This is a genomic window from Brevundimonas sp. G8, from assembly GCF_902506205.1.
Taxonomy (GTDB): Bacteria; Pseudomonadota; Alphaproteobacteria; order Caulobacterales; family Caulobacteraceae; genus Brevundimonas.
In genome coordinates this window covers 1,783,039-1,808,799 of the sequence record NZ_LR732816.1, presented here as the reverse complement: position 1 = coordinate 1,808,799, position 25,761 = coordinate 1,783,039, and the positions used below count along the sequence as shown (strand labels likewise).

Below are 25,761 nucleotides of genomic sequence, written 5' to 3'. Positions count from 1 at the left end.
CAAGTGCGACCCTGCCGGGCCGCCCCCACCCGGTCGCTACGCGACCCCCCTCCCCGGAACGGGGAGGGAAAGGCTTCGGGTCACCCGGCCGCCACAGCCTTCATCGAAGTCGCAGGATCGGCCAGCTTGCCCAAGTCCACCCGCGTCGCCTTGCCGATCAACTGCTTGCCGGCCATGAACTCCGGCGGGGCGTTGACGGCCTCGACGCAGACGATTCTGTCGCCGTTCAGGTGGAACACCGCAAATCCCCCCGCCGACGGATCGCCGCGCACCACTTGCTGGTCCGCGTCGAACGGCAAGCCGGCGATCTGCAGCTTGAAGTCATATTGATCCGACCAGAACCACGGAACCTCGGGCGTCGGCCCGGTGCGTCCGACGATGGCCGCCGCAGCCTGTTTGGCCTGTTCCAGCGCATTGGGCACGCTCTCAAGCCGGTGATGCACCCCGCCGTGAACCGGGATCGGCCGCCGCGTCATGTCACCGACGGCGAAGATGGCCGGGTCGCTGGTGCGCGCTTCGCCGTCCACCACCACCCCGTCATCACAGGTCAGACCCGCCGACCGCGCCAGGCTTTCGCACGCCAGCGCCCCAACCCCGACCAGCACGGCATCCGCCCGCACCACCGACCCGTCCGCCAGGGTCACGCCGTCATGGGCGACGGCGACCACCTCTGCGTCGGTCAGGATCTCGACCCCGTGCGCCCGGTGCTGGGCCGTGAAGAAGGCCGACAGCGTCTCCGACGCCACCCGCGCCAGGACGCGCGACGCCCGCTCGATCACCACCGCCTCTGCGCCCAGGGCGCGGGCCGAAGCCGCCGCCTCCAGCCCCACATAGCCGCCCCCGACCACCGCCAACCGCCTGCCCGGCCCCAGCACGGCCTTCAGCCGTTCGGCGTCCTTCAGCGTGCGCAGTTCCAACAGGTCGGGGTGATCCCCGCCCGGAACCGGCAGTTTCCGCGCCGTCGACCCGGTCGCCAGCACCAGGACGTCATAGGTCTCGGACGATCCGTCATGGAAGGCGACCATCTTCGCCTCCGGGTCCACCGACACGGCGACGGTCGAAGGCCGGAAGTCGATCCCCTGTTCTTCATAGAAGCTCAGCGGCCGGAGCAGCAGCGCCTCCAGATCCGCCTCGCCCTTCAGCCAGGCCTTGGACAGCGGCGGACGCTGATACGGCGGCGCATCCTCCTCGCCGATCAGCACGATCGGCCCCTCATGGCCGTACTGCCGCAGAAAGGCCGCGACGGAACCGCCCGCATGTCCAGCGCCGATGATGAGAACCTTGGTCATGATACGGGAGATAATGCGCGCCGCACGTCCTGTCTCCTCCCCGTCGCGAAGCGATGGGGAGGTGGCGCGGCGCTTGCGCCGTGACGGAGGGGTTCTTCACCGCATTACAAGCGTCCGCGGGACTTCAAGAGCCCCTCCACCACGCTTCGCGCGGTCCCCCTCCCCGCTTCGCCGGAAGAAGACGCCCCCTTGACCGTTCCACCGTTACAGCATAGTGGAACGCGCATGACGACCCCGCCCGCCCATGACGCCCTTCATGACGCCCTGCTGTCGATGCAGACGCGCGCCGAGATCGACGCCTTTCTGGCTGATCTCTGCACCCCGGCGGAACTACGCGCCTTCTCCGAGCGCTGGCAGGTGGCGCGCCTGCTGGACGCCGGCGGCAAATCCTATCGCGAGATCGCGGCCGAGGCCCATGCCAGCCCCACCACCGTCGTCCGCGTGGCCCGCTATCTGAAAGACATGCCGCACCAGGGCTATCGCCTCGCCTTGGATCGCCTGAAGAACAAGAACTGAGTATCCGAACATGAGCACCGTCCAGGGCCGGCTTCGCATCGCCGTCCAGAAATCCGGCCGTCTGGCCGACCGCAGCCTCGACCTGATCCGCGACGCGGGCCTGAAATGGGTCAAGGGTCACAACGACCTGCTCTATCGGGTCGAGAACTATCCGATCGACCTGCTGCGCGTGCGCGACGACGACATCCCGACTTTCGTGGCCGACGGCGTCTGCGACCTGGGGATCGTCGGCGAGAACGTGCTGGAAGAGGGAAAGAACGGCGGGGCCAACGCCTCCATCGTCATGCCGCTGGGCTTCGGCCGCTGCACCTTGAAGATCGCCACCCCCCCAACCCTGGCCTATGACGGCCCGGCTTCGCTGGACGGGCTGCGCATCGCCACGTCCTATCCGAAGATCCTGCGCCGCTTCCTCGACGAACGCGGCGTCAAGGCCGACATCGTCGTCATGCGCGGCGCCGTCGAGGTCGCGCCTCGGCTCAAACTGGCTGCCGCCATCTGCGACCTGGTCTCGACCGGCGCGACGCTGGAGGCCAACGGCCTGGGCGCCAAGGACACCGTGCTGGAAAGCCAGGCGGTCCTGATCCAGTCTCCCGTCGCGCCCGAGCCCGGCCTGCAGCACCTTCTGGACAGCGTGATCGAACGCATGTCCGGCGTCGTGTCCTCGCAGGGCGCCAAATACGTCATGCTGAACGCGCCCCGCGCCTCGCTAGACCAGATCACGGCCATCCTGCCCGGCGCCGGTTCGCCGACCGTCATGCCCCTGATGGGTCGTGACGACGCGGTCGCCGTCCACGCCGTCTGTCAGGAGGCCGTCTTCTGGGAGACGCTGGAGAAGCTGAAGGCCGCCGGCGCCTCGGCCATCCTGGTCCTGCCCATCGAGAAGATGATGTGATGACCTCCGCCTTCAAACGCATCGACTGGTCGGCCCTGGATGCCACCGGCAAGAAAGCGGCACTGGCCCGCCCTGCCCAGCGCACCGCCGGCGACGTGACCGAAGTGGTCCGCACCATCCTGGACGACGTGCGCGAACGCGGCGGGGCGGCCGTCACCGACTGGTGCCTGAAGCTGGACAAGGCGCCGCCGCGTCGCATCGCCATCACGCCCGGCGCCGTCGCCGAGGCGCGGGGCGCCCTGCCGCCCGCCGACGCCCGCGCCCTGCGCATGGCAGCCGAGAATGTCCGTGTCTTCCACCAGGCGACCAAGCCGGAGGACACCCCCTTCATCGAGACCACGCCCGGCGTGCGCTCGAAACTGGCCTGGCGGCCCCTCGCCTCGGCCGGTCTCTACATCCCCGGCGGCACGGCGCCCCTCTTCTCGTCCCTCTTGATGCTGGCCATTCCGGCCGGGGTCGCAGGTGTCGGCCAGCGCGTCGCCGTCACCCCGCCGAACAAGGATGGCGGCGTCCACCCCGCCATGATCCTGGCCGCTGCCGAGGCGGGCCTAGACGCCCTCTGGCTGATGGGCGGCGCCCAGGCCATCGCCGCCTTGACCTTCGGCGTCGAACTGGAGGACGGGATCATCCCCGCCTGCGACAAGCTGTTCGGCCCCGGCAACGCCTATGTGGCCGAGGCCAAGAAGCAGGCCTCCGCCCTGCCGGGCGGCCCCGCCGTCGACATGCCGGCCGGCCCGTCCGAACTGATGGTCATCGTCGACCGCGACGCCGCGCCCGAGATCGCCGCCGCCGACCTGCTCAGCCAGGCTGAACACGACGCCGACGCCCAGGTCATCCTGGTGTCCACCAGCCGCGCCACCATCGACTACATCCTATCGGAGGTTGAGGTTCAGATCGCCACCCTGCCGCGCGAAACCATCGCCCGCGCCTCGTTGAACGAGGCTCGCGCCATTCTGGTCCGCGATCTCGACGACGCCGCAGAGGTCGCCAACCTCTATGGCCCTGAACACCTGGCGATCCAGATCGACGACCCCGAACCCCTGGTCGATTCGATCAAGGCCGCCGGCGCCGTCTTCGTCGGCCGGTTCGCCGCCGAGACCCTGGGCGACTATGCGGCAGGTCCTAGCCACGTTCTGCCCACCGACGGCGGCGCCCGCACCCTGGGCGGCGTCACCACCGCCAGCTTTATGACCACCATGTCGGTTCAGTTGGTGACCGAGGCCGGCGCCCGCGCGCTGGCGCCCATAGCCGCCCGCCTCGCCCGGATGGAGGGCCTCGAAGCCCACGCCCGCGCCGCCGATTTGAGGAGCGAGGGATGATCGCCGCAGCCTCTGGACAAGACCCCGCCCTCGCCCCACCTCCTGTGCGTCGCCCAGCCCTGAATGGACGAAGTGCACCAATTGCACCCTCTTTTGTCGTGACCGCATTCAGGCGAATTGCACACATTGCACCCTGTTTTTCGGGCGCCGATTTGAGACCAATTGCACTGATTGCACCTCGTTTTGTCCGGGGCGCCATCCAATGACTCTGCCCGCCCCCTACCCCCCGCTGGTCTCCGGCGGCGAAGGCCTGGACCGCTATCCCGGCGACGCCTCGGCTCTGGGCGCCCGCATGGCCGCCGTCTACGCCGTGCCTGCCGACCAGGTCCTGCCCGTCCGCGGCCTGACCCACGGGCTGGAGCTGGCCTGGCGCCTCGCCGCCCGCGACGGCGGTTCGGTCGAGGCCCCCAAGGCCGAGCCCTACGACAGTCTCGCCGCCATCTATCCGGCCAGGGGTGAACCCGCAGTCGTGGTCATCCGCGCCCTCGGCTCGCCCGAGGCCGTCGCCGAAATGGCCGCCCGCGTCGCTCCCACACTGCTGGTCGTGGACGAGGGCCTGATCGAATTCTCCGACAGCGTGTCGGCCGCCACCGTCGTCGCCGATCAGCCGAACCTGATCGTCCTGCGCAGCCTGTCCCTAGCCTATGGTTTAGCCGGCGCCCGCGTCGGCGCGGCGATAGCACAAGCCGAAACCCTGGCCCGCCTCGCCTCGATGCTGGAGCCCTACGCCCTGCCCGAACCCCTGGTGCGACTGGCGATGCAGGCGCTCGACCCTTCCCGCATGATCGAGACCGCCGAGCGGATCGCCTCGGTCCGGCGCGAGCGCGAGCGGATCGCCCGCGAACTGGCCCGCCAGATGCCGGTCGAACCCGGCGTCGGCCCCATCATCATGGCCCGACCGGAAGACCCCGCCGCCGCCCTGGCCGGTCTGAAGGCCTACGGCGTCGAGGCCGACCTGTCTGGCGACCGCCTACGTCTGCCCCTCTCCATCAAAGCCGAGGTCAACGACCGGCTGCTGGCCGCCTTCGGCCTCACGCCCGCCAAGCGCCGCCCGGCCCGCGTAGGCCAGGCCGTGCGTGACACCAAGGAGACCCGGATCGTCTGCGCCGTCGATCTGGACGCGCCCGGCCCGGTCAAGATCGAAACCGGCGTCGGCTTCTTCGATCACATGCTGGAGCAGATCGCGGCTCACGGCGGCTTTTCCCTGCGGCTTCAATGCGAGGGCGACCTGCACACCGATCCGCACCACACCATCGAGGACAGCGCCATCGCCTTGGGCCAGGCGCTGAAACAGGCGTTGGGTGAGCGCAAGGGCATCGCCCGTTACGGCTTCGTCCTGCCGATGGACGAGGCCAACGCCACCGTCTCCATCGACTTGTCGGGTCGCCCCTATCCGGTGTTCGAAGGGACGTTCGAGACGCCCTTTATCGGCGACTATCGCACCGACCTGACGGCCCACGTCTTTCGTTCATTGGCGGAAGCGATGGGCGCCGCCGTCCACATCTCGGTCACAGGCCAGGACGACCACCACAAGACCGAGGCCGTCTACAAGGCCTTCGGCCGGGCGCTCCGTCAGGCCATCCGCGTCGAGGGCGACACCGTGCCGTCCACGAAGGGGGTGCTGTGACCGAGGTCGCCGTCATCGCCTACGGCGCCGGCAACGTCGCCTCGGTCCAGTTCGCGCTGGAACGGCTGGGCGCGACCGTACGCCTGACCGACGACCCCGCCGTGATCGCAGACGCCGAGCGGGTCATCCTGCCCGGCGTCGGCGCGGCCGGTTACGCCATGAGCCGCTTGGCCGAACTGGGTCTGGTCGAACCGATCCGCGCCTTTCCGCGCCCCCTGCTGGGCGTCTGCCTGGGCCAGCAACTGCTGTTCGAAACCAGCCAGGAGGGCGAGGGTGTCGATCTGCTGGGCTTCATCCCCGGCGCCGTATCCCGGCTCAAACCGGCGGGCGACCTGCCGGTGCCGCACATGGGCTGGAGCCGCCTGACCCGCGACCGGGACGACCCGCTGCTGGACGGCGTCGCCGACGGCGCCTACGCCTATTTCGTCCACGGCTTCGTCTGCCCCGACGGCCCGGCGACCCTGGCCCGCGCCGACTATGGCGGGGCCGTCCCGGCCATGGTGCGATCCGCCAACCGCTGGGGCTGCCAGTTCCACCCCGAACGCTCGGCCCAGGCCGGGGCGACCATCCTCAAGAACTTCCTGGGCCTCTCATGCTGATCTATCCCGCCATCGACCTGAAGGACGGCGTCTGCGTGCGCCTGATGCACGGCAAGTTCGACCAGGTGACCCGGTATGACGAACAACCGGCCGCCCGGTTGACCGCCTTTGCGACCGAGGGCGCGCAGTGGATCCACATCGTCGATCTGGACGGCGCCGAGGCGGGCGAAGCGCGCCAGCACGGCCTGATCGGCGAACTGACCCAGGCCATCGACGTCAAGATCCAGTCGGGCGGCGGCGTCCGTGGCGCCAACGACGTGGCCAAGTTGCTGGACGCGGGCGTGTCGCGCGTCGTGGTCGGCTCTCTCGCCGTGACCCAACCCAGCGACGTGTCCGCCTGGCTCAAGGGCTTCGGCGTCGAACGCATCACCCTGGCCTTGGACGTCAAGATCGAGGGCGGCGTGCCCGTTCCCGCCCTGAAAGGCTGGACCCAGTCGTCGGGCGTGACTCTGTGGGAGGCGCTGGATCGCTATCCCAAGGGGACGGCCAAACACCTGCTGGTGACCGATGTCGGCCGCGACGGCGCAATGACCGGGCCGAACCTGGATCTGCTGGCCGAAATCCGTCAGCGCCGCCCCGACCTGGTGCTCCAGGCCTCGGGCGGGGTCTCGTCGCTGGAGGACATCGCCGCTGTAAAGGCCCTGGGCTGTCATGGCGTCATCGTCGGCCGCGCCCTTTACGAAGGCCGTTTTACCCTGCCCGAAGCCATCGCGACGGCTAAACGGTCGTGACAGCGCGGCGCATCATCCCCTGCCTGGACGTCAAGGACGGACGGGTGGTCAAGGGCGTGAAGTTCGTCGGCCATACCGACATGGGCGATGCGGCGGAGCTGGCCGCCCGCTATCGCGACGCGGGCGCCGACGAACTGGTCTTCTACGACATCACCGCCAGCCCCGAGGGGCGGACGCTGGACTATGGCTGGATCAAGGACATCGCCCGGCTGCTGGACATCCCCTTCTGCGTCGCCGGCGGCATTCGCAGCGTGGACCAGGCGGCCCGCTGCCTGGATCACGGCGCGGACAAGGTGTCGATCAACTCTCCCGCCCTGGAGCGCCCCGACCTAATCGCCGAAATGGCCGCGCGCCTGGGCAGCCAGTGCGTCGTCGTCGGCGTCGATAGTCGTCTGGAAGACGGCGACTGGGTGGTTCACAAATACACCGGCGATCCCGACGCGCGTCGCCACGCCGGCAAGCGCACCCTTGACTGGCTGGACGAGGCGCAGGGCCTGGGCGCTGGTGAGATCGTGCTGAACTGCATCGATCAGGACGGGGTTCGACGCGGCTACGACATCGAACAGCTGTCGGCCGCCCGCGCGCGCCTGACCATCCCCCTGATCGCCTCGGGCGGGGCCGGCGCGCCCGAGCATTTCAAGGCCGTGTTCGAACAGGCCGACGTTTCCGGCGCCCTGGCCGCCAGCGTCTTCCACACCGGCGCCATCGCCATTCCCGACCTCAAACAATACCTGGCCGACCAAGGCCTGGAGATGCGGATATGACACTCGATCCAAACACCATCGACTTCGCCAAGGGCGACGGCCTGGTTCCCGTGGTGGTGCAGGACGCCGCCACGCTTCAGGTTTTGACCCTGGCCTATATGGACCGCGCCGCCCTGGATGAGACCCTCGCGTCTGGCGAGGCCACCTTCTTCTCACGCTCGCGCGGCGGGCGGTGGAGGAAGGGAGAGACCTCCGGCGACCGGCTGTATGTCGTGGGCGTCACGCCCGACTGCGACAACGACGCACTGGTTTTGTCAGTGCGGCCCGTGGGCAACGCCTGCCACCTGAACCGAACCAGCTGCTTCGGCGAGGCCGACGCGCCGGGCGTTGGCCGCATCGCCCGGCTGGAACAGACCATCGCCGTGCGCGCCGCCGCCGATCCGTCCGAAAGCTGGACCGCCAAACTAATCGCCCAGGGGCCCAAACGTATCGCCCAGAAGGTCGGTGAAGAGGGAGTCGAGACCGCTCTGGCCGGCGTCGCAGGCCCTGACGAGGAACTCGCCAGCGAGGCTGCGGATTTGATCTATCACCTGCTCGTTCTTCTCCATGCCCGTAACATGGTGTTTCAGGACGTGCTGGACGTGTTGGCCTCGCGTGCGGAAGCGGCCAAAGACAGCGGCTAGGCCGTAAAGGCGTGCGTCCCGACAAATGGGATCATCGAGGGACAAGACATGGCGGCTCTCATTCTGTTCGGCGGCGGCGGCGATCTGGCGATGCGCATGCTTTTGCCGTCGCTGTATTTCCTCGAACACGACGGCCTGCTGCCTGAAGGGCTGAAGATCATCGGCGCCGCCCGCTCGGAAGAGAGCGCCGACGACTATATCGCCAAGGTGCATGAGGCCGTGAAGGCGCGCGCCGAGGCCGACCAGGCCTGGGACGAAACCAGTTGGTCCAGGATGAAGGCTCGTCTGGACTATCTGGCCGTGGACGCCACCTCGCCCGACAGCCTCAAGCCCCTGAAGGACAAGGTCGGCGACGGCGAGGTCACATCGTTCCTGGCCGTGTCCCCCTCGCTCTACGCCCGCATCGTCACGGCGATGAAGGCGGCGGGTCTGGCGGACAAGAACTGCCGCATCGTGCTGGAGAAGCCGGTCGGGCGCGACCTGAAGTCCTTCCTGGAGATCGACGACGCCGTGGCCCACGCCTTCAGCGAAGACCAGGTGTTCCGCATCGATCACTATCTGGGCAAGGAGACGGTCCAGAACCTGATCGCCCTGCGGTTCGGCAATACGATCTTCGAGCCGCTGTGGAACAACCTGTCGATCGATCACGTCCAGATCACGATCGGCGAGACGGTGGGGGTCGGCGACCGCTGGCCCTACTATGACGAATACGGCGCCCTGCGCGACATGCTGCAGAACCACATGCTGCAGCTGTTGTGTCTGGTCGCGATGGAGCCGCCCAGCGATCTGGACCCGGACTCGGTGCGCAACGAGAAGGTCAAGGTGCTGCGGTCCCTGCGTCCCGTCACGGTGGACGAGGTCGAGCGCGTCACCGTGCGCGGCCAGTATGTGGCGGGCGTCAGCGAGGGCAAGCCGGCCAAGGGCTATGACGAGGAACGCGGAGCCGATTCCGACACCGAGACCTTCGTCGCCGTGCGCGCCGACATCGACAACTGGCGCTGGGCAGGCGTGCCCTTCTTCATGCGGACCGGAAAACGCCTGCCCGAGAAGCGGACCGAGATCGTCATCCAGTTCAAGCCGGTGCCCCACTCGATCTTCGACCGCGACGACCGCGGAGAGGTTCAGGCCAACCGCATGATCATCGAGCTACAGCCCGAGGAAGACATCTCGCTGACGGTGATGAACAAGCGCCCCGGCCTGGATCGCCGCATGCAGCTCCAGCCGATCAAGATGAGCCTGTCGTGGGGTGTGGACGGCAAGGGCGACGCGCCGCCGCGTCGCCGGGTCGCCTATGAGCGGCTGCTGCTGGATGCGATGGCGGGAGACTCCACCCTGTTCGTGCGTCGCGACGAGGCCGAGCAGGCCTGGAAATGGGTGGACGAGGTCTCCGAGGCCTGGGCCGAATCCGGTCTGAAGCCCGACGAATACGTCGCCGGCACCTGGGGCCCCGACAGCGCCGACATGCTGATGATGCGCACTGGCCGCGACTGGAACACGACCGATGTCTGAAGCCCGCCCCATCGAAACCTTCCCCACCGTCGAGACCTGGGCCGAAGCCATCGCCGCGCGTCTGGCCGAGACTCTGGGCGCCGCCGTGCGTGACAATGGCCGCGCCCTGTTCGCCGGTCCGGGCGGTTCGACGCCCGCGCCGGTCTATCGCCGTCTCGCGGCGACCGATCTGGACTGGTCGAAGATCGCCGTAACCCTGGTGGACGAGCGCTATGTGCCCGAGACCTCGCCGGAATCGAACGCCCGCCTGATCCGCGACGTGCTTTTGCAGGACAAGGCGGCTGCGGCGCGCTTCATCCCCCTCTATACGCCCGAGGTCACGGTGGACCGTGCGGGCATCGTGGCGGCCAAGGCCCTGGCCGATGCGGGCGGGCGTTTCGACGCGGTCCTTCTCGGCATGGGGGAGGATGGCCATATCTGCTCGATGTTCCCGGAAAGCCCGACGCTGAAGACCCTGCTGACACCGACGCTGAAACCCACCGTCCTGGGCGTGCCCCACGGTCGCGACGGCATGGCGCCGACCATCGAGCGGTTGTCGATCAACCTCCCCTACCTGATTTCCGCCGGGCGCGTGATCCTGGGTCTGAAGGGCGCCGCGAAACGCCGCGTGTTCGAAGAACAGGCCCAGGGCGATCCCAAGATCCAGCCCATCGCCGCCCTGATCGCCGCCGGCGTTTCCCTTGAAGTTCTGTGGACGGAGGAAAGCTGATGACGCTTCACCCCACGGTCGCCGCGGTCACCGCCCGCATCGTCGAGAAAAGCCGCGAGACCCGCGCCGACTACATCCGTCGCATGGACGCCGCCCGCGACAGCGGCACCGGCCGCGCCAAACTGAGCTGCGCCAACTGGGCCCATGCATTCGCCGGCCAGACTATCGCCGACAAGCTGACGGCGATGGATGGGTCCAAGCCCAACCTGGGCATCGTCACCGCCTATAACGACATGCTGTCGGCCCACCAGCCGTTCGAACGCTTCCCCGATGTGGTGCGCAAGGCCGTGCGCGAGGTCGGCGCCACGGCCCAGGTCGCCGGTGGCACCCCCGCCATGTGCGATGGCGTCACCCAGGGTCGTCCGGGTATGGAGCTGTCGCTGTTCAGCCGCGACGTGATCGCCATGTCCACGGGCGTCGCCCTGACGCACGACGCCTTCGATTCGGCCCTGATGCTGGGCGTTTGCGACAAGATCGTGCCCGGCCTGTTCATGGGCGCCCTGGCGTTCGGCCATCTGCCGGTCGTCTTCGCCCCCGCCGGTCCGATGCCGTCGGGCATTCCGAATGCGGAAAAGGCCCGGGTCCGGGCCGAATATGCGCAGAACAAGGTGGATCGCCACACCCTGCTGGAAAGCGAGATCGGCAGCTACCACTCGCCCGGCACCTGCACCTTCTACGGCACGGCCAACTCCAACCAGATGATGATGGAACTGGGCGGGTTGCACATGCCGTCCACCGCCTTCGTCCATCCCGACACTGGCCTGCGCGACGCCCTGACGGCGGCGGCGGCCAAGCGGGCGGTCGAACTGGCCCGCAGCGGCGAATGCCGCATGGCCGACGTCATCAGCGAGAAGTCCATCGTCAACATGATCGTGGCCCTCTTGGCCACCGGCGGTTCGACCAACCACGCAATCCACCTGGTCGCCATGGCGCGGGCGGCGGGCGTGCTGGTCGACTGGACCGACATGGACGAGCTGTCGTCGGTCACGCCGCTGCTGGCGCGGGTCTATCCCAACGGCTCGGCCGACGTGAACGCCTTCCAGGCCGCCGGCGGCGTCGCCTTCATCGCCCGCGAACTGGCCAAGGCTGGCAATATCCACAGTGACGTCACGACCATCATGGGTCAGGGCATCGAGGCCTATTTCCAGGAACCGTCGATGGTGGACGGCGAGCTGGTCTGGCGCGACGGCGTCGCGGAAAGCCTGGACCTGGACATCCTGCGCCCCGCCTCCAACCCGTTCGACAAGGAGGGCGGCCTGCGCTTGGTGAAGGGCGACCTGGGCCGCGCGGTCATCAAGATCTCGGCGGTCAAGCCCGAGAACCGCATCGTCGAAGCTCCCGCCGCCGTGTTCGAGACCCAAGAAGACGCGCTCCAGGCCTTCCGGGACGGGAAACTGTTCCGCGACGTGGTCGTGGTCCTGCGCTTCCAGGGACCGAAGGCCAACGGCATGCCCGAACTGCACAGCCTGTCGCCGGCCCTGTCGGTCATTCAGGACAAGGGGTTCAAGGTCGCTTTCGTCACCGACGGCCGCATGTCGGGCGCCAGCGGCAAGACGCCCGCCGCCATCCACGTCAGCCCCGAGGCTTTGGCCGGCGGCCCGCTGGCCCATGTCCGGGACGGCGACATCATCCGTCTGGACGCCGAGGCCGGGGTCCTGACCACGGTCGGGATCGCCGACCTGACCGCCCGCCCCCTCGCCGCCCGGTCCGCCGACAACGCCGAGGGTTCGTCCTGGGGCTATGGCCGCGAACTGTTTGGCGCCTTCCGCCATGTGGTCACCACGGCCGAACAGGGGGCGACCGTCTGTTTCGCCGTGCCGACCGGCTCTCGTGGCCATGACGACACGCCGCCCAATCCCAACTTCGTCGACCGGACCGTGGACGCCTGATCCACCGAACCGAGCGCAGGAAACGCCTGAAATGAATGACAAGACCCTCCTCGTCGGTGATGTCGGCGGCACCAACGCCCGCTTCGCCGTGGCCCGCATGGTTGATGGAAAGCCCGTGCTGGACCACCATGAGAGCTTTCCGGCCGAGACCTATCCGACCTTCCTGGAAGGCGTCGCCGCCTACGTCGACGGCTGCGACGTCAAGCCGACGGGTGGCGTCATCGCCGTGGCCGGCCCGGTCACCGACGGCGCCATCGACCTGACCAACTCGCCCTGGGCGGTGTCGGAGAGCGAGCTTCAGACCCTGGGTCTGAAACCGGTCAAGCTGATCAACGATTTCGAGGCCTTGGCCTGGGGCGCGCCCATCGTGCCGGAAGACCAGCTGGAAAGCCTGGGCGGGCCAGTAGACGGCGATCCCCACTCCACCGTAGCCGTGTTAGGCCCCGGCACGGGCTTCGGCGTCGCCGCCTTGGTGCGCGACGCGGCGGGCAAGGAGATGGCCATGCCGTCCGAGGGCGGACACGCCTGTTTCCCGCCCGGCGATCCGATCGAGGACGAGATCCTGCGTATCCTGCGTCGTCGCTATGACCGCGTCTCCATCGAGCGGCTGATCTGCGGTCCCGGCCTGTTGAACATGCATCGGGCGCTGGCCGAGATCGACGGTCGCGAGACCCATATCGACGATCCGGCCCAGATCACCGAGACAGCGATGGCGGACCCCAACAGCCCGTGCGGCGCAACCCTGGCCCGCTTCTGCGCCATCCTGGGCGCCGTGGCCGGCGACATCGCCCTGACCACCGGCGCGCGCGGCGGCGTCTATATCGCCGGGGGCATCGTTCCGCGCATACTGCCCTTCATCAAGGCCAGCCCCTTCCGCCAGCGGTTCGAGCGCAAGGGCCGGTTCAAGGACTATATGTCCGAGATTCCGACCAAGGTGATCATGCACAAACACGCCGCCCTGCTGGGGGCCGCACGCGTCGCCTTCGCCCAATCCGAAGACTGAAGATCACGAAAATATCACGGCGGCGTGAACCGTTTCGCCGCCGTGACGTTTCCTGATTTCCACCAAGGAGAGGAAACGAAAATGAAGAAGTTCGCCATCGCCGCCGCCTCGCTGTTCATGCTGGCCGGCGTCGCCGCCTGCGGTGAAAGCGCCGCCGACAAGGCCGCTGAAAAACAAGCCGACGCCATCGAAGCGACGGGTGAAGCCCGCGCCGATCAGCTGGAATCGCAAGCCGCGACCGCTCCGACCGCCGCCGAAGCCGGCGCTCTGAACGCCCAGGCCGATCAGGTCGAGAAGAACGCCGACCGCAAGGCCGACATGGTCGAGCAACAGGGCGGTAACGCCGACGGCGGCATGACCACCTCGAACACGCCGTCGACCCACTAAATCCGTTTACGGATGGATCAGCCCCCGTCGTTCGCGACGGGGGCTTTTTCGTGCCTGAAGGATCAGTCGATGCAGAGGGTCGCGCCGGCCTTGCCGTCCTCGACTGGAGTGTTGCAGCCGAAGCGGTTGCTGGTGGCCTGACAGACGCCCGCCACAGCCGCCCCCGGCGCGACGCCGCTGTTGCCCTCGATCAGGCAGTCAGCCTGGCACTGGTCGCCGTCGGTGCAGCGCTTACCTGCGTCGGCATAGCGGACAACGCACTGCCAGGACTGCATTCGCCCCACCTGTTGCATCGTGCCGCCCCGCGTGGCGCAGGACGCGGCGTCCGCGCTTTGCATCGGGGCGTCGGAACTGGCGCCCGTCGGCTGGGACGAACAGGCGGCGGCCAGCAGAGCGGCGGCGGCGATGAGGGAAATACGGATCATGAGATCTGTCCTTTGGTGAAGCCTGACCAGCAGTCGTCGTAGTCGAGCTGCATCTGCGGTGATTCGGACGCCCATTTCGTGACGCGGATCGGCGCGCGGGTTTCGAACATGAAGGCCAGGGTGTCGGTGATCTTGTGCGGTTTCAGCTCCGCCTTGATCGCCCCTTCATAGCTGGCCTGGTCGGGGCCGTGCCCGCTCATGCGGTTGTGCAGGGACGCGCCGCCCGGTGCGAAGCCGCCGGCCTTGGCGTCATAGGCGCCGGTCACCAGGCCCATGAACTCGCTCATGACGTTCCTGTGGAACCACGGCGGGCGGAAAGTCTGCTCGGCCACCATCCAGCGCGGCGGGAAGATGACGAAGTCGATGTTGGCGGTGCCCGGCGTTTCGGACGGGCTGGTCAGGACGGTGAAGATCGACGGGTCCGGGTGGTCGAAGCTGACGGTGTTGATCGTGTTGAACCGCGCCGTGTCATAGCGGCAGGGCGCCAGGTTGCCGTGCCAGGCGACCACGTCCAGCGGGCTGTGGTCGAAGGTGGTGGCCCACAGTCGGCCGCCATATTTCTGGACGCACTCGGTCGGACGATCCACATCCTCATAGGCTGCGACCGGGGTCTCGAAGTCGCGCGGATTGGCCAGGCCGTTCGAGCCGATGGGGCCAAGATCCGGCAGGCGGAACGGACTGCCGTAGTTCTCGCAGATATAGCCGCGCACGGGACTATCCACCTCGACGCGGAAGCGAACGCCGCGCGGGATCAGCACGACATGGCCCGGCTCGGCCTCGATCACGCCCATCTCGGTGACGAAGCGGTGCGCCCCCTCCTGCGGCACGATCAGCAGCTCGCCGTCGGCGTCGTAGAAGACCCGGTCGGTCATCGAACGATTGGCGACATACAGGTGGATGCCCGCCCCTGCGCCGGCGTCCGGCTCGCCGTTTCCGCCATAGGTCGTCAGCCCCTCGACCCAGTCGGTCGGCGCCTCGGGCGTCGGCAACGGATCCCACCGCATCCGATTGGGATTGGGCGGCGTCTCGTCGAAGGGGCCTGAGCGCACCAGCCCCTGGCCGAACGGCGTATAGGGTCCGTGCTGGGCCGAGGGCCGCAGGCGATACAGCCAGCTTCTGCGGTTCTCGGCGCGGGGGGCGGTGAAAGCCGTGCCCGACAGCTGTTCGGCATACAGGCCCATCGGCGTCTTCTGCGGCGAGTTGCGGCCCACGGGCAGGGCGCCCGGCGCAGCCTCGGTCGCGAAATGATTGCCGAAGCCGGTCATGTAGGCGGGCGCGTTGGATCGCGTCATGTCGTGTCTCCCTATGACGCCGGTTTAGCCCTCCCTTGGGTCAGCGTCACCCTTTTGCAGCGAGGCAACAGCTTGGCAGATGGCGCGTTGCTGTGGCCTCGCGGAGGGATTTTCGAATGACCTATCTGACCCGGGCGGTCTTCGCCTTCGCCAGCCTGATGCTGTTGCTGGCGGCTATGGCTCTGATCGGGTTCGGCGTGAAAGACGCGCTGCATGGGATCGGCTCGCCGGATCGGTCGGGCGCCGACGCCGTGCTGGACGTGCTGGGCTATGTCATCGTCGCCATCGCCGTATTCGACGTGGCCAAATACATCTTCGAGGACGAGGTGCAGCGCGGCAACGAGAAGCGCAGCGCGGCCGAGGCCCGGCGCAGCCTGACCAAGTTCCTGTCCACCATCGTCATCGCCCTGTTTCTTGAGGCGCTGGTGGTGGTGTTCAAGACGGCGCGCGAGGACGTGGCCCTGCTGATCTATCCCACCGCCCTGCTGGTCGCCTCGGTGCTGGTGCTGGTCGGGCTGGGCGTCTTCCAGCGCCTGTCGGCCACGGTCGAGGAAAAGGTCGGCGACGACGACGAGGCCGAGGACCGCAAGGACAAGGTCAAACGAAAGACTGCAACTTAGCCTTTCGAAGGCAAGAAGGGCGAGAAGGTGATGACGGTGAAGGTGTCGCGCACATGCGGCCGCGTCTGCACCTGTTTCGTCACGAAGGTGCCGATGTCGGCGTCGCGCGGCAGATTGAACTTGGCCAGCAGATCGTGCTGGCCCGAGGTCGAATAGACCTCCGAGACGTTCTCGACATTGTCCACTATGTCGGCCGCCACATCGTTGGCGTAGCCCAGCTCGCATTTGATGAAGACGAAGATGGCGGTCATCATGGCGGATCAGTCCTCTGGTTCGAGGGCGTTCCTAGCGGATGACGACGTGCCGGGTAAGCCGCAAGACACAGACGCCGTGCTGGAGGCGCAATACAACAACCGCGCCCTGGTCCCCGACCACCCGACCGTCATGGCGCGCTGGAAGGCGGGATCGGAGGCCGCTCGCGCGGCCTGCCCGCCGCAAGTCCTGCATTACGGCCCCGGCGTGCGCGAGCGGATCGACTGGTTCGATGCAGGGAAAGGCGCACCCGTCGTGGTCTTCATCCACGGCGGATATTGGCAGGCGCTGGACGCCAGTTGGTTCAGCTTCGTCGCCCTGCCCCTGCTGGCCCATGGCGTCAGCGTCGCCATCCCGACCTATGACCTGGCGCCGACCGTGCGGCTGGGCCGGATCGTCGATCAGATGCGCGCCGCCGTCGATCTGATCCACGACCGCACCGGCGCCCGCCCCGTCGTCAGCGGCCACTCGGCGGGTGGACATATGGCGGCCTGCCTGCTGGCGGACGGTCGCGCCTCGGCCGCCGTCTCCATCTCGGGCGTGTTCGACCTGGAGCCGCTGATCCCGACCTCGCTGAACGTGGCTCTGGACATGAACCCGGCCGAAGCGCGCGCGCTGTCGCCGATCCACTGGCCCGCACCCGCCGGCGCCGTCTTGGACTGCATCGTCGGCGGCGCCGAAAGCGATGCCTTCCGACGCCAAAGCGAGGCCATGGCCGCGCAATGGAGCGCCCAAGGCTCCAAGACACGGTTCGAGGCCCTGCCGGGCCTGAACCATTTCACGGTGTTGGACCCGTTGTTCGATGCGGACAGTCCTATGGTCGAACGGCTGGCCGCCCTGGGGCACGCGCGCACCGCAGGCTGACGGCGAACCCGTGGACGAAGGCGTTCACGCCCTCCACAATATCGCCATGTCCAGACACGCGCCGATCCTGATCCCCGTTTGCGCCCTCGTCCTGGCGGGGTGCGTGGGGATGAAATATCCTATGTTGACGACCTTGAGCCCCACCGACGCGGACGCGATGACCTGCAGCCAGCTTCACGACCAGGGTCTGGTCGCGGAGGACACGACGCAGCAGATCGACCTAATCGCGCAAGGCGGGCGGCCCAGGTTCTCGCAACGGCCCGTCCTCTATTCGACGGCCAGGCCCGACGCCGAACGTGCAGCCCAGGCTCGGCTGTCGGTGATCGAGGCCGCCCTGCTGGCCAAGGGATGCAGCCCGGATGGGAATCGATCAGGCGCCGCCTGACACCGGTGAAACAATAAGTTCCGCCCGGCCCCGCGAAAGCCGCCGCGCGGCGCTTTCGCATTTCGCGTCGGCTGGGATAAGCAGGGGATCAGGGCCGGGACGACCGGTCGTTGCAACACAAGATCCCGGCCCACGCCGGGACAGGCGGAGACAGACCATGGCCCATGATCGCGTCAGCGTGCTTCAGGCGCTGGAGACCCAGGGCGTGTGCCCGGTCTTCTATCACCCCGACGCCGAGGTCAGCCTGAACGTCATTCGCGCCTGCGCACGCGGTGGGGCGCCGGTGGTCGAGTTCACCAATCGCGGTGACTTCGCCTGCGACCTGTTCGGCGAGATCAATCGCGAACTGATCAGGACCGACCCGGACGTGGTTCTGGGCATCGGCTCGGTGGTCGATGCCGGCACCGCGTCGCTTTATCTGAACCGGGGCGCGCGCTTCGTGGTCAGCCCCTGCCTGATCCCCGACGTGGCCAAGGTCTGCAACCGTCGCATGGTCGCCTATTTCCCTGGCTGCGGCTCGGTGACCGACATCGGCGAGGCGCACGAACTGGGCTGCGACATCGTCAAACTGTTCCCCGGCTCGTCGGTCGGCGGCCCGGACTTCGTCAAGGCGGTCAAGGGGCCAATGCCCTGGGTCAAGATCATGCCGACGGGCGGCGTCGATCCCGACGAGGCCTCGATCGCCAAATGGTTCGGCGCCGGCATCGTCGCGGCGGGCATGGGCTCCAAACTTGTGACCGACGAGGCCGTCAAGTCGGGCGACTGGGCCGCCATCGAGACCAAGGTCCGCGCGACCGTGGACGCCGTGGCGGCGTTCCGGGCTTCCAAGAAAGGCTGATCTGCCAGGCCGTCAGCGGGAAGGACTTTGGTCCCGCTGACGATCGTTTCGTTCGCCGTGCACGATCGCGCGTCGGGCGTCGCCCTTGCGTTGCAGGATCGGCGTCAGGGCCTTGCGCTCATCGGGTGTAAGCGTGCCCAGCACGGCGACGGCGCCGTTCTCCAGCCGCGTGCGCCCCCGCATCTCGGCGACCCTGGATTGTTCGAGCAGCGTCTGAACACGGGCCGCGTCCAGCGTCGGTTGACCGGCGACGTCGATGGCCTCGCGTCGCGCGGCGCGTGCCGCCTCAAAGTCAGGTCGCGCCGCCAGCGCCGATTCTCGCAGGGCGGCGCGCACGCGCTGGCGAACGGCGGGGTCGAGATCGGTCAGGACTTCGGCCAGCGGTCCTTCGCGGCCAGGCCGTCGCTGGTCCTCGATCTTGCGCTCGATCCGGTCGCGATTGACCACGTAGGTGACGCCGCCCGCGACGGCGAACAGGTTCAAGGCCACCGAGACGGCCAGGGCGATCTTCAAGGTCTTCGCCGTCATCCCAGAACCTCGGTGTCGTCCACGCCCGTCAGCGAGGATTGATAGAGCACCGCATCCGCCCGCGCGTCGGCGGTCAGATGGGTGGTCAGGCCAACGCCGGCGACCACGCCCGCACAGGCGGCGGCGGCCCATCCCGCCCCCAGATACCAGACAGCCTTGCCCAGCCGGCCTCTGGCCTTGCGTTTGGGCGCAGCGGCCAGAATGCGCGCGGTCAGGGCGGCGGACGGAACCGGAGCCGGCACGGCGTTCAGCAGGGCGTCCAGCGTCGCCGCCTCGTCCAGCACCGCCTTCAACGACGGATCGGCCGCGAGCAGGCTCTCGGCGAAGGCGCGCTCGGACGCGGGCCACCGACGCAGGTCGGCGCCGTAGGCGCCCGCCAGTTCGTGCAACCGTTCCGCCTTCATCGTCCGTCTCCTCTACCCGCCCTCAGAGACCCGGCCGGAGCCATGTCCGAAAGGGCCTGACGCAATGCGCGACGACCGCGCGACAACAAACTCTCCAGCGCCTCGACGCTGATCTCCATCAGGGCGGCCGCCTCGATATTGGACAGCTCCTGATAATGGCACAGGACAATGGCCTCGCGCTGACGGTCCGGCAGCCGTTTCAGCGCCGCATCCACTCGCACGCCTGTTTCCGCCGCCAGCAGCCCCCGATCCGGCGCCGGTCCCTCGTCGGGGCGATCCGGCGGCGTGTCGGTCGGGATTTCGCGCCGTCGCCTCAGCCGGTCGTAGCAGAGGTTCAGCGCCACCCGGTGCAGCCAGGTGTCGAACCGGGCCTTGCCGGGAGCCCATTTCGGCGCCTGACGCCAAGCCTTGAGCATGGCCTCCTGGGCCACGTCCTCGGCCTCGGCCGCGTCGCCCAGCATCCGCTGGGCCAGGGTAAGGATGCGCGGCAGCTTGCGCGCGACGAGCGTCTGCGCCGCCGCCGGGTCGCCCTGACCCACCCGGCGCACCAGATCCTCGTCGGGGTCGACGATCGCGACCAAACCTGCCTCTTCCGCTGCTGACGAAAGGGACCGGTTCGCGCATGACGGCCGACCCCGACACCGTTCTTACTCCGAAGCCGGGGCGGGGGAAGCCGGTTGTTGCGCCGGACGGGCTGCACGGCGTTCCGCACGTTGGGCCTGACGCTCCGCGCGATGGGCGGTCATGGCCGTGCGGCGCTCGTCGGCCGAGATCACGCCGTCGCGGTTGGCGTCCATCTTGTCGAAGCGCTCGCCCAGCTTGGCGGCGACGTCGGAGATCACCACCGGACCACGTTCGCGCCCGGGGCCACGCCCTTCGGCGCCCGGACGACCGGAACCGCGCATGGCGTGACGCGGGCCGCCGCGATGGCCTTCACGATTGCCGGCGCGTTCGGCGCGCGGGCCGCGATCGGGGCGCGCGGCATGGCCGGCGTCGAACTCTGCGCGGCTGATGGAGCCGTCGCCATTGGCGTCCAGCTTGGTGAAGCGGGCGTCAGCCCGTTCGGCCTGGCGGGCCTGCATGCCGGCCTGACGCTCCTCGACACTGACCGTGCCGTCGCGGTTCGCGTCCAGCGCGGTGAGGCGGGCGACGCGCGTATCGACGAACTCGGCGCGCGTGATCTGACGGTTCGGTTCGCCGCGCGCCTGATGCGGAACGGGTGCGCCAGCCGGCGGAACCTGTGCGGTCGCGGCCCCGGCGACGGCGGCCAGCGCGATAACGCTCAGGCCGGTCAGAAAGGTCTTTCTCATCTCGATCATCTCCATGGACCGCGTGGCGCGACCCTTTGACATTGCCCTGTCAGGAGATTGAACGCGGCGTCTCCGAATCTCCGTCGCGGCCTGCAGGAACCGCCCGCTCGAAGGCCTTGCGCGCCCGCGCCCGCAAATCTGTCAGTTCGGTCTTCAGGCTCTCGAAATCCTGAGCCCCCGCCGCCTCGGCCAGACGCAGTTGGAAGACCGAAGGCTCGGCCTCGGGATCCACACGCCCCTCGAAGGCGGCGGCCAGCAGGTGCGCCAGCCGCTGCTGCACCCGCCAGGCCTCGGCCAGGACCGGGTCGTCGTGCAGGGCCTCCAGCGTCGACAGGGTCAGGGGTTCGCCGATGGCGGCGGCCTGCAGCTGACGGAACTGGGCTGCGAACTCGGCGTCCACCTGGCCGCCGGGCGACAGTTTCAGGTCCCAGAAGCCGTGCGGGCGACGTTCGCGATCCATCAGACCCCGCATCTTCCTGACATCGGCGGCGATGTCGACGCCGGGACGCGGGCGGCGCAGGGCGGCCTCGATGGCGGCGGACACCTGAGCGCCGAACTTCGCATCGCTGGCCCACACGACGCGGGCGCGGGTCAGGACCATGAACTCCCAGGTCTCGGCCTCGCGGGCGTAATAGTCGTCGAAGGCCTTCAGCCGCACCGACACCGGCCCCTTGGAGCCGGTGGGCCGCAGCCGCATATCGACCTCGTACAGGCCGCCTTCCGCCGTGTGCGCCGACAGGGCCGCGATCAGCCGCTGAGTGAAGCGGGCGTAGAAGACATCGGCGGTCCAGCCCTTGATCGCGGACGCAGCCTCCGACGGGGCCTCGTACAGGGTCATCAGGTCCAGGTCGGACCCGGCCGTCATCTCGCGCGACCCGGCCTTGCCCAGGGCCACCACCGCCACCGCGCCGGGCAAGGCGCCGCCCAGCCGTTCGGTCTCGGCCAAAGCCGCCGGCGACAGGGTGCGCATGGCCGCGTCGGCCAGGGCGGCATAGGCGCGGCCCGCCGCCTCAGGCCCTGCACGGCCGGTCAGGGCGTGGATGCCGATGCGGAACATCTGTTCACGGTGCAGGCGGCGCACGGCGTTCATGGCCCCTTCGAAATCCTCGGTCTCGCCGGCTTCGCGCAGGATCTGTTCGGTCAGGCCGGTCTCGGCGGACAGATCGGCCAGAAAGCGCGCGTCCAGCACCCCGTCCAAAGCGGCCGGTTGCCGCCCCAGGGTCCGGGCCAGGCGCGGCGCGAAGGCCATGACGCCCAGCACCATCTCGAACAGTTTGGGCTGGTTCAGGAACAGGGCCTGGACCTGGACCCCCGCCGCCAGACCCGAGAAGAAGGTGGCGAAACGGCGAAAGGCGTCGTCCGGCGCGCCGGACCGGGCCAGGGCCTCCAGCAGGCGCGGCGCCAGCCGGGTGAACAGTTCGCGGCCGCGCGATGTCCGCGTCGCGGGGATGCGGCCGTGGTGCCAGGACCGGATGGTGTCAGCGACGGACGGGGCCTCGGAGAAGCCCATGCGGCGCAGGGTCTCCAGCGTCTCGGGATCGTTCTCGACGCCCGTGAAGACCAGGCTGCCATAGCTGGAATCCAGATTTTCACCGCCCTCGAACAGCTCGCCATAGCGGGTGTTGACCCGCACCAGCAGGGCCTCGACATGGGCGTCGAAGGCCGCCAGATCGCCGGAACCGGCAAGCGCGGCGACGGCGGCGCGGCGTTCACGGTCCTCGGGCAGGCGGTGGGTCTGCTCGTCGTCGAGCATCTGCACCCGGTGCTCCAGCCCGCGCAGTTCGACATAGGCGGCCGACAGTTCCTCGGCGACCGCCTGAGGAATGTGGTCGGCGTCGGCCAGCGCCTTCAGCGCCTCCAGCGTGCGCTGTTTGCGCAAGCCCGGATCGCGCCCGCCCAGGATCAGCTGCTGGGTCTGGGCGTAGAATTCGATCTCGCGGATGCCGCCGCGCCCCAGCTTCAGATTGGCCCCGGCGGCGTGCAGCCCTTCGCCCGTCTTGTGGACGTGGATCTGTTTCTTGATCGACTGGATGTCGAGCACGGCGGCGTAGTCCAGACTGCGCCGCCAGATGAAGGGGATCATGGCCTTCAGGAACCGGCCCGCCGCGCGCATGTCGCCCAGCACCGGCCGCGCCTTGATGAAGGCCGCCCGCTCCCAGTTCTGGCCGACGCTCTCATAGTAGGCCAGGGCCATCGGCCCCGCGACCACCGGCGGGGTCGAGGACGGATCAGGCCGCAGCCGCAGGTCGACGCGGAAGACGTAGCCGTCGGCCGTCCGCTCGGTCAGCAGGGTGGCGATACCCTTGCCGACCCGATTGGCGAAATCCTGCATTTCCTCACCCTCTCGCAGGGCCAGGACCATCAGGCGTGGCTCGAAGAAGAGCGAGATGTCGATGTCGGAGGAATAGTTCAGCTCGTTGGCGCCGTGCTTGCCCATGGCCAGGCCGAACAGACCGGGGATCGGCCCGCGCGGATCGCCGGGCGGCGAGACCAGCCGACCGCGCGCCCTCTGTTCGGCGGCGACGGCGCGCAGGGCCGCGCGGCAGGCGGCGTCGGCGAATTTCGACAGGGCGTCGGTGACCTGATCCAGATCCCAAACGCCGCCAAGATCGGCCAGGGCGGTCAGCAGATGCAGGTCCGCCTTCAGCACCCGCAGCGGGGCGCGGACCTCGTCGGGCTCGGCGTCCAGCGCATCGGTGTCACGGATGATCCCGGCGAGGCTGGCGGCGGGATCCTGTTCCAGCAGGCGGCGCAGATGGGCGGGGCGGCGACGCATCAGTCCGGCGAGATAGGGGGAAGCGCCGGCGACCGGGGCCAGAGCGGGCCAAGCGGCGTCAAGGGTATCACGCCAGCCGTCGGTGTCAGCCGCCTCGATCAGGCTTTCCAGCAGGCGGTCTGCCGCGACCGCGCTCGCCACTGGACCAGCGGGCTTGATCCTCTGGCCCAACGGGATCGGTGCGGGGGTTGCAGTTTCGGCCATTAATTCATCCGCTCATCCCCGCGAAAGCGGGGACCCAGTGCTTTCGCTCGGCAAAGCGTTGGACCACGATCCTGACACACGCCACAAGCCTGACCGCCCAAAGAACTGGGTCCCCGCTTTCGCGGGGATGAGCGGAAATCTTTAGTTCTGGATCGCAGCAGGCAGCACCAACGCCACCCGCAGCCCCGGCCCGAAATCGCCGTAAGCCCCCGGCCCCTCATCCAGCACCACCCGGCCGCCGTGGGCCTCGGCCACCGCCGTCACCAGCGACAGACCCAGGCCCGAGCCGGGCTCGGTACGGCTGTTGTCCAGGCGCACGAACCGCTGAACGACCCGCTCGCGGTCCTCCTCGGGGACGCCCGGTCCAGTGTCCGTCACCGAATATTCGATCTCGCCCGACGAGCGCCTTCGCGCGCGCAGCTTCACCGCCCCGCCGGCCGGGGTGTATTTGATGGCGTTGTCGATCAGATTGGCCAGGGCCTGGGCCAGGAAGGGCTGGTTGCCCTCGATCATCAGGCCGCGCTCGACCTCGGACGAGAAGTCGATCTCCTTGTCCTCGGCCGCCGGTTCGTAAAGCTCGGCCATGTCGGCGGCCAGGTCGGCGGCGTCCATCAGCCTGGGATCCGGCGCGCCGCCCGCCTGCAGACGCGCGATGGCCAGGACCGTGTTGAAGGTCTTCAGCAGGTGGTCCGCCTCGTCCAGGGCGATGCCCAAGGCTTCCACCCCGTCGATCTTGCCCGCCTCGGCGTCGATCAGCGCCACCTCCAGCTTGGCCCGCATCCGCGTCAGGGGCGAGCGCAGGTCATGTGCGATGGCGTCGCCCGCGTGGCGGATGGAGGACATCGACGCCTCCAGCCGGTCCAGCATGGTGTTCAGCCCCTGGCCCAGTTCGTCCAGTTCGTCGCCGGTGTTGCGGACGGGGGCGCGGACCTTGAGGTCGCCCTCCTGCACCGCCTGCACGACCCGGTTCAGACCGGCCATGGACTGTTCCACCCGCCGGCTGATGTAAAGACCGCCGGCCAGCCCCAGCAGCATCACCAGCGCCATGGCGCCCCACAGGGCCTGGGTCAGCCGCGCGAGGTATTCCTCGATGTCCCCGATGTCCTGACCGACGAACAGATGCTCGCCCCCCGACAAGGTGGTGATCACCCCGATGGAGCGCCGACGCTGGACCTTGCCCTGCGCATCCGTGTCGGTCAGGCGGAAGGTCTCCCAGTCGCTGGCGCCGGCCGGCAGGCTGAGATCGATGTCGATCGGAGATTCCGTGATGTTGCCGGTGATCGTCTTTCCCGCCGCGTCGGTCAGCAGATACAGATACGGCCCGCCCCGGATCGACCGCTCGACCAGCGCCTGGTTCAGGGCGTCAATGCCGCGCGTGCGATGGATCGCCGTCAGCGCCCCCAGCTCGATCTCAACGTCCGCCTTGGCCCGGCCTTGAGCCTCGGAGGCCGAGGCAAAATAGACATAGGCCAGAATCGCCCCCGCCGCCGTCACGAACAACGCCAGGAACAGCAGCGTCAGCCGGAAGGGCGTGCGGCGAAGGAGGGAGGGAAGGCGCATAGATCAGGAGAAATCTTCTCCCTCCCCCTGCGGGGGAGGGTGGTCGCCGCGCAGCGGTGACCGGGTGGGGCGGGCAAGGCAACGCCCACGCACGTCTTCAACGACCTGAGCCAACTCATCCCGGACCATGAGATTGTCATAGCGCAAGGTGATCAACCCCTCTCTGGCGAAGACGACGTCGCGCACGCGATCCTGCCGGGCGCGGTCTTCGTCGAGATGAGACCCGCCGTCCACTTCCACGATCACTCCTCGGGCCCAACAAAAGAAGTCGAGATAATAGCCGCGCAAAGGCGCGTGCCGGCGAAAATGCAAACCCTCATGTCTGAGTTCGCGCAGAGCGACCCACAGACGAGCTTCCGACGGAGTGAGCGCCTTTCGCATCGCGCGGGCTCTAGCGATGATCGCCATGTCGCCTTGCCCTCCCCACCCGGCCGCTGCGCGGCCAC

General features: G+C 68.4%; 28 protein-coding genes. 17 read left to right on the top strand and 11 right to left on the bottom strand.

The annotated features are described in order from the left end of the window. Nucleotides 1–80: 80 nt before the first annotated feature. Nucleotides 81–1,289 carry an NAD(P)/FAD-dependent oxidoreductase gene (locus CHRYSEO8AT_RS08825; RefSeq protein WP_159849192.1) on the bottom strand — a complete coding sequence of 403 codons (1,209 nt, stop codon included), beginning with the start codon at nucleotides 1,287–1,289 and terminating at the stop codon, nucleotides 81–83. 225 nt (nucleotides 1,290–1,514) lie between these two features. On the opposite strand from CHRYSEO8AT_RS08825, the gene CHRYSEO8AT_RS08820 reads away from it, so the two are divergent. The 13 genes from CHRYSEO8AT_RS08820 to CHRYSEO8AT_RS08760 all read left to right on the top strand — a co-directional run bounded on the left by CHRYSEO8AT_RS08820 (nucleotide 1,515) and on the right by CHRYSEO8AT_RS08760 (nucleotide 13,857). Beyond that, the gene (locus CHRYSEO8AT_RS08820) at nucleotides 1,515–1,805 is read left to right on the top strand and encodes a YerC/YecD family TrpR-related protein (protein WP_159849190.1); all 291 of its coding nucleotides are present in this window, start codon (nucleotides 1,515–1,517) and stop codon (nucleotides 1,803–1,805) included. Nucleotides 1,806–1,815: 10 nt separating this feature from the next. Beyond that, nucleotides 1,816–2,697, top strand: coding sequence for an ATP phosphoribosyltransferase (gene hisG, locus CHRYSEO8AT_RS08815; RefSeq protein ID WP_159849188.1), 882 nt, complete (start codon nucleotides 1,816–1,818; stop codon nucleotides 2,695–2,697). Next, nucleotides 2,697–4,016 (top strand): histidinol dehydrogenase, encoded by a 1,320-nt coding sequence (gene hisD, locus CHRYSEO8AT_RS08810; RefSeq protein ID WP_159849186.1) that lies wholly within the window; start codon nucleotides 2,697–2,699, stop codon nucleotides 4,014–4,016. The genes hisG and hisD overlap by 1 nt, the downstream gene beginning before the upstream one ends. A 202-nt stretch (nucleotides 4,017–4,218) precedes the next feature. Next, a complete protein-coding gene (gene hisB / locus CHRYSEO8AT_RS08805) occupies nucleotides 4,219–5,643 on the top strand; it encodes an imidazoleglycerol-phosphate dehydratase HisB (protein WP_159849184.1) in 1,425 nt (474 codons plus the stop codon). After that, nucleotides 5,640–6,242 carry an imidazole glycerol phosphate synthase subunit HisH gene (gene hisH, locus CHRYSEO8AT_RS08800; protein WP_159849182.1) on the top strand — a complete coding sequence of 201 codons (603 nt, stop codon included), beginning with the start codon at nucleotides 5,640–5,642 and terminating at the stop codon, nucleotides 6,240–6,242. Before hisB ends, hisH begins: the two co-directional genes overlap by 4 nt. After that, nucleotides 6,236–6,973, top strand: coding sequence for a 1-(5-phosphoribosyl)-5-[(5-phosphoribosylamino)methylideneamino]imidazole-4-carboxamide isomerase (gene hisA / locus CHRYSEO8AT_RS08795; RefSeq protein ID WP_159849180.1), 738 nt, complete (start codon nucleotides 6,236–6,238; stop codon nucleotides 6,971–6,973). Before hisH ends, hisA begins: the two co-directional genes overlap by 7 nt. Next, on the top strand, nucleotides 6,970–7,737 hold the full coding sequence (gene hisF / locus CHRYSEO8AT_RS08790; RefSeq protein ID WP_159849178.1) for an imidazole glycerol phosphate synthase subunit HisF: 768 nt from the start codon (nucleotides 6,970–6,972) through the stop codon (nucleotides 7,735–7,737). Before hisA ends, hisF begins: the two co-directional genes overlap by 4 nt. Beyond that, a complete protein-coding gene (hisIE, locus tag CHRYSEO8AT_RS08785) occupies nucleotides 7,734–8,360 on the top strand; it encodes a bifunctional phosphoribosyl-AMP cyclohydrolase/phosphoribosyl-ATP diphosphatase HisIE (RefSeq protein WP_159849176.1) in 627 nt (208 codons plus the stop codon). Before hisF ends, hisIE begins: the two co-directional genes overlap by 4 nt. 48 nt (nucleotides 8,361–8,408) lie before the next feature. After that, nucleotides 8,409–9,869, top strand: a complete 1,461-nt coding sequence (gene zwf, locus CHRYSEO8AT_RS08780; protein ID WP_159849174.1) for a glucose-6-phosphate dehydrogenase — start codon at nucleotides 8,409–8,411, stop codon at nucleotides 9,867–9,869. After that, complete coding sequence (gene pgl / locus CHRYSEO8AT_RS08775; protein ID WP_159849172.1) at nucleotides 9,862–10,578, top strand: 6-phosphogluconolactonase; 717 nt, start codon at nucleotides 9,862–9,864, stop codon at nucleotides 10,576–10,578. The genes zwf and pgl overlap by 8 nt, the downstream gene beginning before the upstream one ends. Beyond that, entirely contained in the window at nucleotides 10,578–12,467 is a 1,890-nt protein-coding gene (edd, locus tag CHRYSEO8AT_RS08770; RefSeq protein ID WP_159849170.1) for a phosphogluconate dehydratase, read from the top strand. Before pgl ends, edd begins: the two co-directional genes overlap by 1 nt. 31 nt (nucleotides 12,468–12,498) lie before the next feature. After that, nucleotides 12,499–13,470 (top strand): glucokinase, encoded by a 972-nt coding sequence (gene glk, locus CHRYSEO8AT_RS08765; RefSeq protein WP_159849168.1) that lies wholly within the window; start codon nucleotides 12,499–12,501, stop codon nucleotides 13,468–13,470. An 81-nt stretch (nucleotides 13,471–13,551) separates the two neighbouring features. Further along, the gene (locus tag CHRYSEO8AT_RS08760; protein ID WP_159849166.1) at nucleotides 13,552–13,857 is read left to right on the top strand and encodes a hypothetical protein; all 306 of its coding nucleotides are present in this window, start codon (nucleotides 13,552–13,554) and stop codon (nucleotides 13,855–13,857) included. 62 nt (nucleotides 13,858–13,919) lie between these two features. Here the strand turns inward: CHRYSEO8AT_RS08760 and CHRYSEO8AT_RS08755 are convergent, their stop codons facing one another. Then, on the bottom strand, nucleotides 13,920–14,282 hold the full coding sequence (locus tag CHRYSEO8AT_RS08755) for a hypothetical protein (protein WP_159849164.1): 363 nt from the start codon (nucleotides 14,280–14,282) through the stop codon (nucleotides 13,920–13,922). After that, a complete protein-coding gene (gene hmgA, locus CHRYSEO8AT_RS08750) occupies nucleotides 14,279–15,574 on the bottom strand; it encodes a homogentisate 1,2-dioxygenase (RefSeq protein WP_201304390.1) in 1,296 nt (431 codons plus the stop codon). The genes CHRYSEO8AT_RS08755 and hmgA overlap by 4 nt, the downstream gene beginning before the upstream one ends. 116 nt (nucleotides 15,575–15,690) lie before the next feature. On the opposite strand from hmgA, the gene CHRYSEO8AT_RS08745 reads away from it, so the two are divergent. Then, nucleotides 15,691–16,194, top strand: a complete 504-nt coding sequence (locus tag CHRYSEO8AT_RS08745; RefSeq protein ID WP_159849162.1) for a GNAT family acetyltransferase — start codon at nucleotides 15,691–15,693, stop codon at nucleotides 16,192–16,194. Here the strand turns inward: CHRYSEO8AT_RS08745 and CHRYSEO8AT_RS08740 are convergent. After that, nucleotides 16,191–16,448, bottom strand: coding sequence for an Lrp/AsnC ligand binding domain-containing protein (locus CHRYSEO8AT_RS08740; RefSeq protein ID WP_039244189.1), 258 nt, complete (start codon nucleotides 16,446–16,448; stop codon nucleotides 16,191–16,193). The genes CHRYSEO8AT_RS08745 and CHRYSEO8AT_RS08740 overlap by 4 nt on opposite strands. Between CHRYSEO8AT_RS08740 and CHRYSEO8AT_RS08735 the strand changes: the two genes are divergently transcribed. The 3 genes from CHRYSEO8AT_RS08735 to CHRYSEO8AT_RS08725 all read left to right on the top strand — a co-directional run bounded on the left by CHRYSEO8AT_RS08735 (nucleotide 16,447) and on the right by CHRYSEO8AT_RS08725 (nucleotide 18,533). Continuing rightward, entirely contained in the window at nucleotides 16,447–17,310 is an 864-nt protein-coding gene (locus CHRYSEO8AT_RS08735; protein WP_201304389.1) for an alpha/beta hydrolase, read from the top strand. The two genes, CHRYSEO8AT_RS08740 and CHRYSEO8AT_RS08735, sit on opposite strands and share 2 nt — an antisense overlap. Before the next feature lie 46 nt (nucleotides 17,311–17,356). Beyond that, nucleotides 17,357–17,695, top strand: coding sequence for a hypothetical protein (locus CHRYSEO8AT_RS08730; protein ID WP_159849157.1), 339 nt, complete (start codon nucleotides 17,357–17,359; stop codon nucleotides 17,693–17,695). Nucleotides 17,696–17,852: 157 nt separating this feature from the next. After that, complete coding sequence (locus CHRYSEO8AT_RS08725) at nucleotides 17,853–18,533, top strand: bifunctional 4-hydroxy-2-oxoglutarate aldolase/2-dehydro-3-deoxy-phosphogluconate aldolase (RefSeq protein ID WP_159849155.1); 681 nt, start codon at nucleotides 17,853–17,855, stop codon at nucleotides 18,531–18,533. Between the two features lie 12 nt (nucleotides 18,534–18,545). Here the strand turns inward: CHRYSEO8AT_RS08725 and CHRYSEO8AT_RS08720 are convergent, their stop codons facing one another. From CHRYSEO8AT_RS08720 to CHRYSEO8AT_RS08690, 7 genes are all read right to left on the bottom strand, one after another. Continuing rightward, nucleotides 18,546–19,061, bottom strand: coding sequence for a periplasmic heavy metal sensor (locus CHRYSEO8AT_RS08720; protein WP_159849153.1), 516 nt, complete (start codon nucleotides 19,059–19,061; stop codon nucleotides 18,546–18,548). After that, on the bottom strand, nucleotides 19,058–19,465 hold the full coding sequence (locus CHRYSEO8AT_RS08715) for a hypothetical protein (protein WP_159849151.1): 408 nt from the start codon (nucleotides 19,463–19,465) through the stop codon (nucleotides 19,058–19,060). Before CHRYSEO8AT_RS08715 ends, CHRYSEO8AT_RS08720 begins: the two co-directional genes overlap by 4 nt. Further along, complete coding sequence (locus CHRYSEO8AT_RS08710; RefSeq protein WP_159849149.1) at nucleotides 19,462–20,046, bottom strand: RNA polymerase sigma factor; 585 nt, start codon at nucleotides 20,044–20,046, stop codon at nucleotides 19,462–19,464. Before CHRYSEO8AT_RS08710 ends, CHRYSEO8AT_RS08715 begins: the two co-directional genes overlap by 4 nt. Nucleotides 20,047–20,112: 66 nt before the next feature. After that, nucleotides 20,113–20,775 (bottom strand): EF-hand domain-containing protein, encoded by a 663-nt coding sequence (locus tag CHRYSEO8AT_RS08705; protein ID WP_201304388.1) that lies wholly within the window; start codon nucleotides 20,773–20,775, stop codon nucleotides 20,113–20,115. Nucleotides 20,776–20,824: 49 nt separating this feature from the next. Next, a complete protein-coding gene (locus CHRYSEO8AT_RS08700; RefSeq protein ID WP_159849147.1) occupies nucleotides 20,825–23,755 on the bottom strand; it encodes a bifunctional [glutamine synthetase] adenylyltransferase/[glutamine synthetase]-adenylyl-L-tyrosine phosphorylase in 2,931 nt (976 codons plus the stop codon). A gap of 141 nt (nucleotides 23,756–23,896) precedes the next feature. Further along, nucleotides 23,897–25,315, bottom strand: a complete 1,419-nt coding sequence (locus CHRYSEO8AT_RS08695; protein WP_159849145.1) for an ATP-binding protein — start codon at nucleotides 25,313–25,315, stop codon at nucleotides 23,897–23,899. A gap of 3 nt (nucleotides 25,316–25,318) precedes the next feature. Next, nucleotides 25,319–25,723 (bottom strand): endonuclease domain-containing protein, encoded by a 405-nt coding sequence (locus CHRYSEO8AT_RS08690; RefSeq protein ID WP_159849143.1) that lies wholly within the window; start codon nucleotides 25,721–25,723, stop codon nucleotides 25,319–25,321. Nucleotides 25,724–25,761 lie beyond the last annotated feature (38 nt).

What these genes read in the sequence shown, in the direction of transcription:
- CHRYSEO8AT_RS08720 (WP_159849153.1), bottom strand. Translation starts at nt 19,061, where the DNA reads ATGACGGCGAAGACCTTGAAGATCGCCCTGGCCGTCTCGGTGGCCTTG.
- CHRYSEO8AT_RS08745 (WP_159849162.1), top strand. Translation starts at nt 15,691, where the DNA reads ATGACCTATCTGACCCGGGCGGTCTTCGCCTTCGCCAGCCTGATGCTG.
- CHRYSEO8AT_RS08715 (WP_159849151.1), bottom strand. Translation starts at nt 19,465, where the DNA reads ATGAAGGCGGAACGGTTGCACGAACTGGCGGGCGCCTACGGCGCCGAC.
- CHRYSEO8AT_RS08695 (WP_159849145.1), bottom strand. Translation starts at nt 25,315, where the DNA reads ATGCGCCTTCCCTCCCTCCTTCGCCGCACGCCCTTCCGGCTGACGCTG.
- CHRYSEO8AT_RS08740 (WP_039244189.1), bottom strand. Translation starts at nt 16,448, where the DNA reads ATGATGACCGCCATCTTCGTCTTCATCAAATGCGAGCTGGGCTACGCC.
- hmgA (WP_201304390.1), bottom strand. Translation starts at nt 15,574, where the DNA reads ATGACGCGATCCAACGCGCCCGCCTACATGACCGGCTTCGGCAATCAT.
- CHRYSEO8AT_RS08755 (WP_159849164.1), bottom strand. Translation starts at nt 14,282, where the DNA reads ATGATCCGTATTTCCCTCATCGCCGCCGCCGCTCTGCTGGCCGCCGCC.
- CHRYSEO8AT_RS08705 (WP_201304388.1), bottom strand. Translation starts at nt 20,775, where the DNA reads ATGAGAAAGACCTTTCTGACCGGCCTGAGCGTTATCGCGCTGGCCGCC.
- hisB (WP_159849184.1), top strand. Translation starts at nt 4,219, where the DNA reads ATGACTCTGCCCGCCCCCTACCCCCCGCTGGTCTCCGGCGGCGAAGGC.
- glk (WP_159849168.1), top strand. Translation starts at nt 12,499, where the DNA reads ATGAATGACAAGACCCTCCTCGTCGGTGATGTCGGCGGCACCAACGCC.
- hisG (WP_159849188.1), top strand. Translation starts at nt 1,816, where the DNA reads ATGAGCACCGTCCAGGGCCGGCTTCGCATCGCCGTCCAGAAATCCGGC.
- hisA (WP_159849180.1), top strand. Translation starts at nt 6,236, where the DNA reads ATGCTGATCTATCCCGCCATCGACCTGAAGGACGGCGTCTGCGTGCGC.
- CHRYSEO8AT_RS08820 (WP_159849190.1), top strand. Translation starts at nt 1,515, where the DNA reads ATGACGACCCCGCCCGCCCATGACGCCCTTCATGACGCCCTGCTGTCG.
- zwf (WP_159849174.1), top strand. Translation starts at nt 8,409, where the DNA reads ATGGCGGCTCTCATTCTGTTCGGCGGCGGCGGCGATCTGGCGATGCGC.
- hisIE (WP_159849176.1), top strand. Translation starts at nt 7,734, where the DNA reads ATGACACTCGATCCAAACACCATCGACTTCGCCAAGGGCGACGGCCTG.
- CHRYSEO8AT_RS08730 (WP_159849157.1), top strand. Translation starts at nt 17,357, where the DNA reads ATGTCCAGACACGCGCCGATCCTGATCCCCGTTTGCGCCCTCGTCCTG.
- pgl (WP_159849172.1), top strand. Translation starts at nt 9,862, where the DNA reads ATGTCTGAAGCCCGCCCCATCGAAACCTTCCCCACCGTCGAGACCTGG.
- CHRYSEO8AT_RS08725 (WP_159849155.1), top strand. Translation starts at nt 17,853, where the DNA reads ATGGCCCATGATCGCGTCAGCGTGCTTCAGGCGCTGGAGACCCAGGGC.
- edd (WP_159849170.1), top strand. Translation starts at nt 10,578, where the DNA reads ATGACGCTTCACCCCACGGTCGCCGCGGTCACCGCCCGCATCGTCGAG.
- CHRYSEO8AT_RS08700 (WP_159849147.1), bottom strand. Translation starts at nt 23,755, where the DNA reads ATGGCCGAAACTGCAACCCCCGCACCGATCCCGTTGGGCCAGAGGATC.
- CHRYSEO8AT_RS08690 (WP_159849143.1), bottom strand. Translation starts at nt 25,723, where the DNA reads ATGGCGATCATCGCTAGAGCCCGCGCGATGCGAAAGGCGCTCACTCCG.
- CHRYSEO8AT_RS08825 (WP_159849192.1), bottom strand. Translation starts at nt 1,289, where the DNA reads ATGACCAAGGTTCTCATCATCGGCGCTGGACATGCGGGCGGTTCCGTC.
- CHRYSEO8AT_RS08735 (WP_201304389.1), top strand. Translation starts at nt 16,447, where the DNA reads ATGGCGGATCAGTCCTCTGGTTCGAGGGCGTTCCTAGCGGATGACGAC.
- hisD (WP_159849186.1), top strand. Translation starts at nt 2,697, where the DNA reads ATGACCTCCGCCTTCAAACGCATCGACTGGTCGGCCCTGGATGCCACC.
- CHRYSEO8AT_RS08760 (WP_159849166.1), top strand. Translation starts at nt 13,552, where the DNA reads ATGAAGAAGTTCGCCATCGCCGCCGCCTCGCTGTTCATGCTGGCCGGC.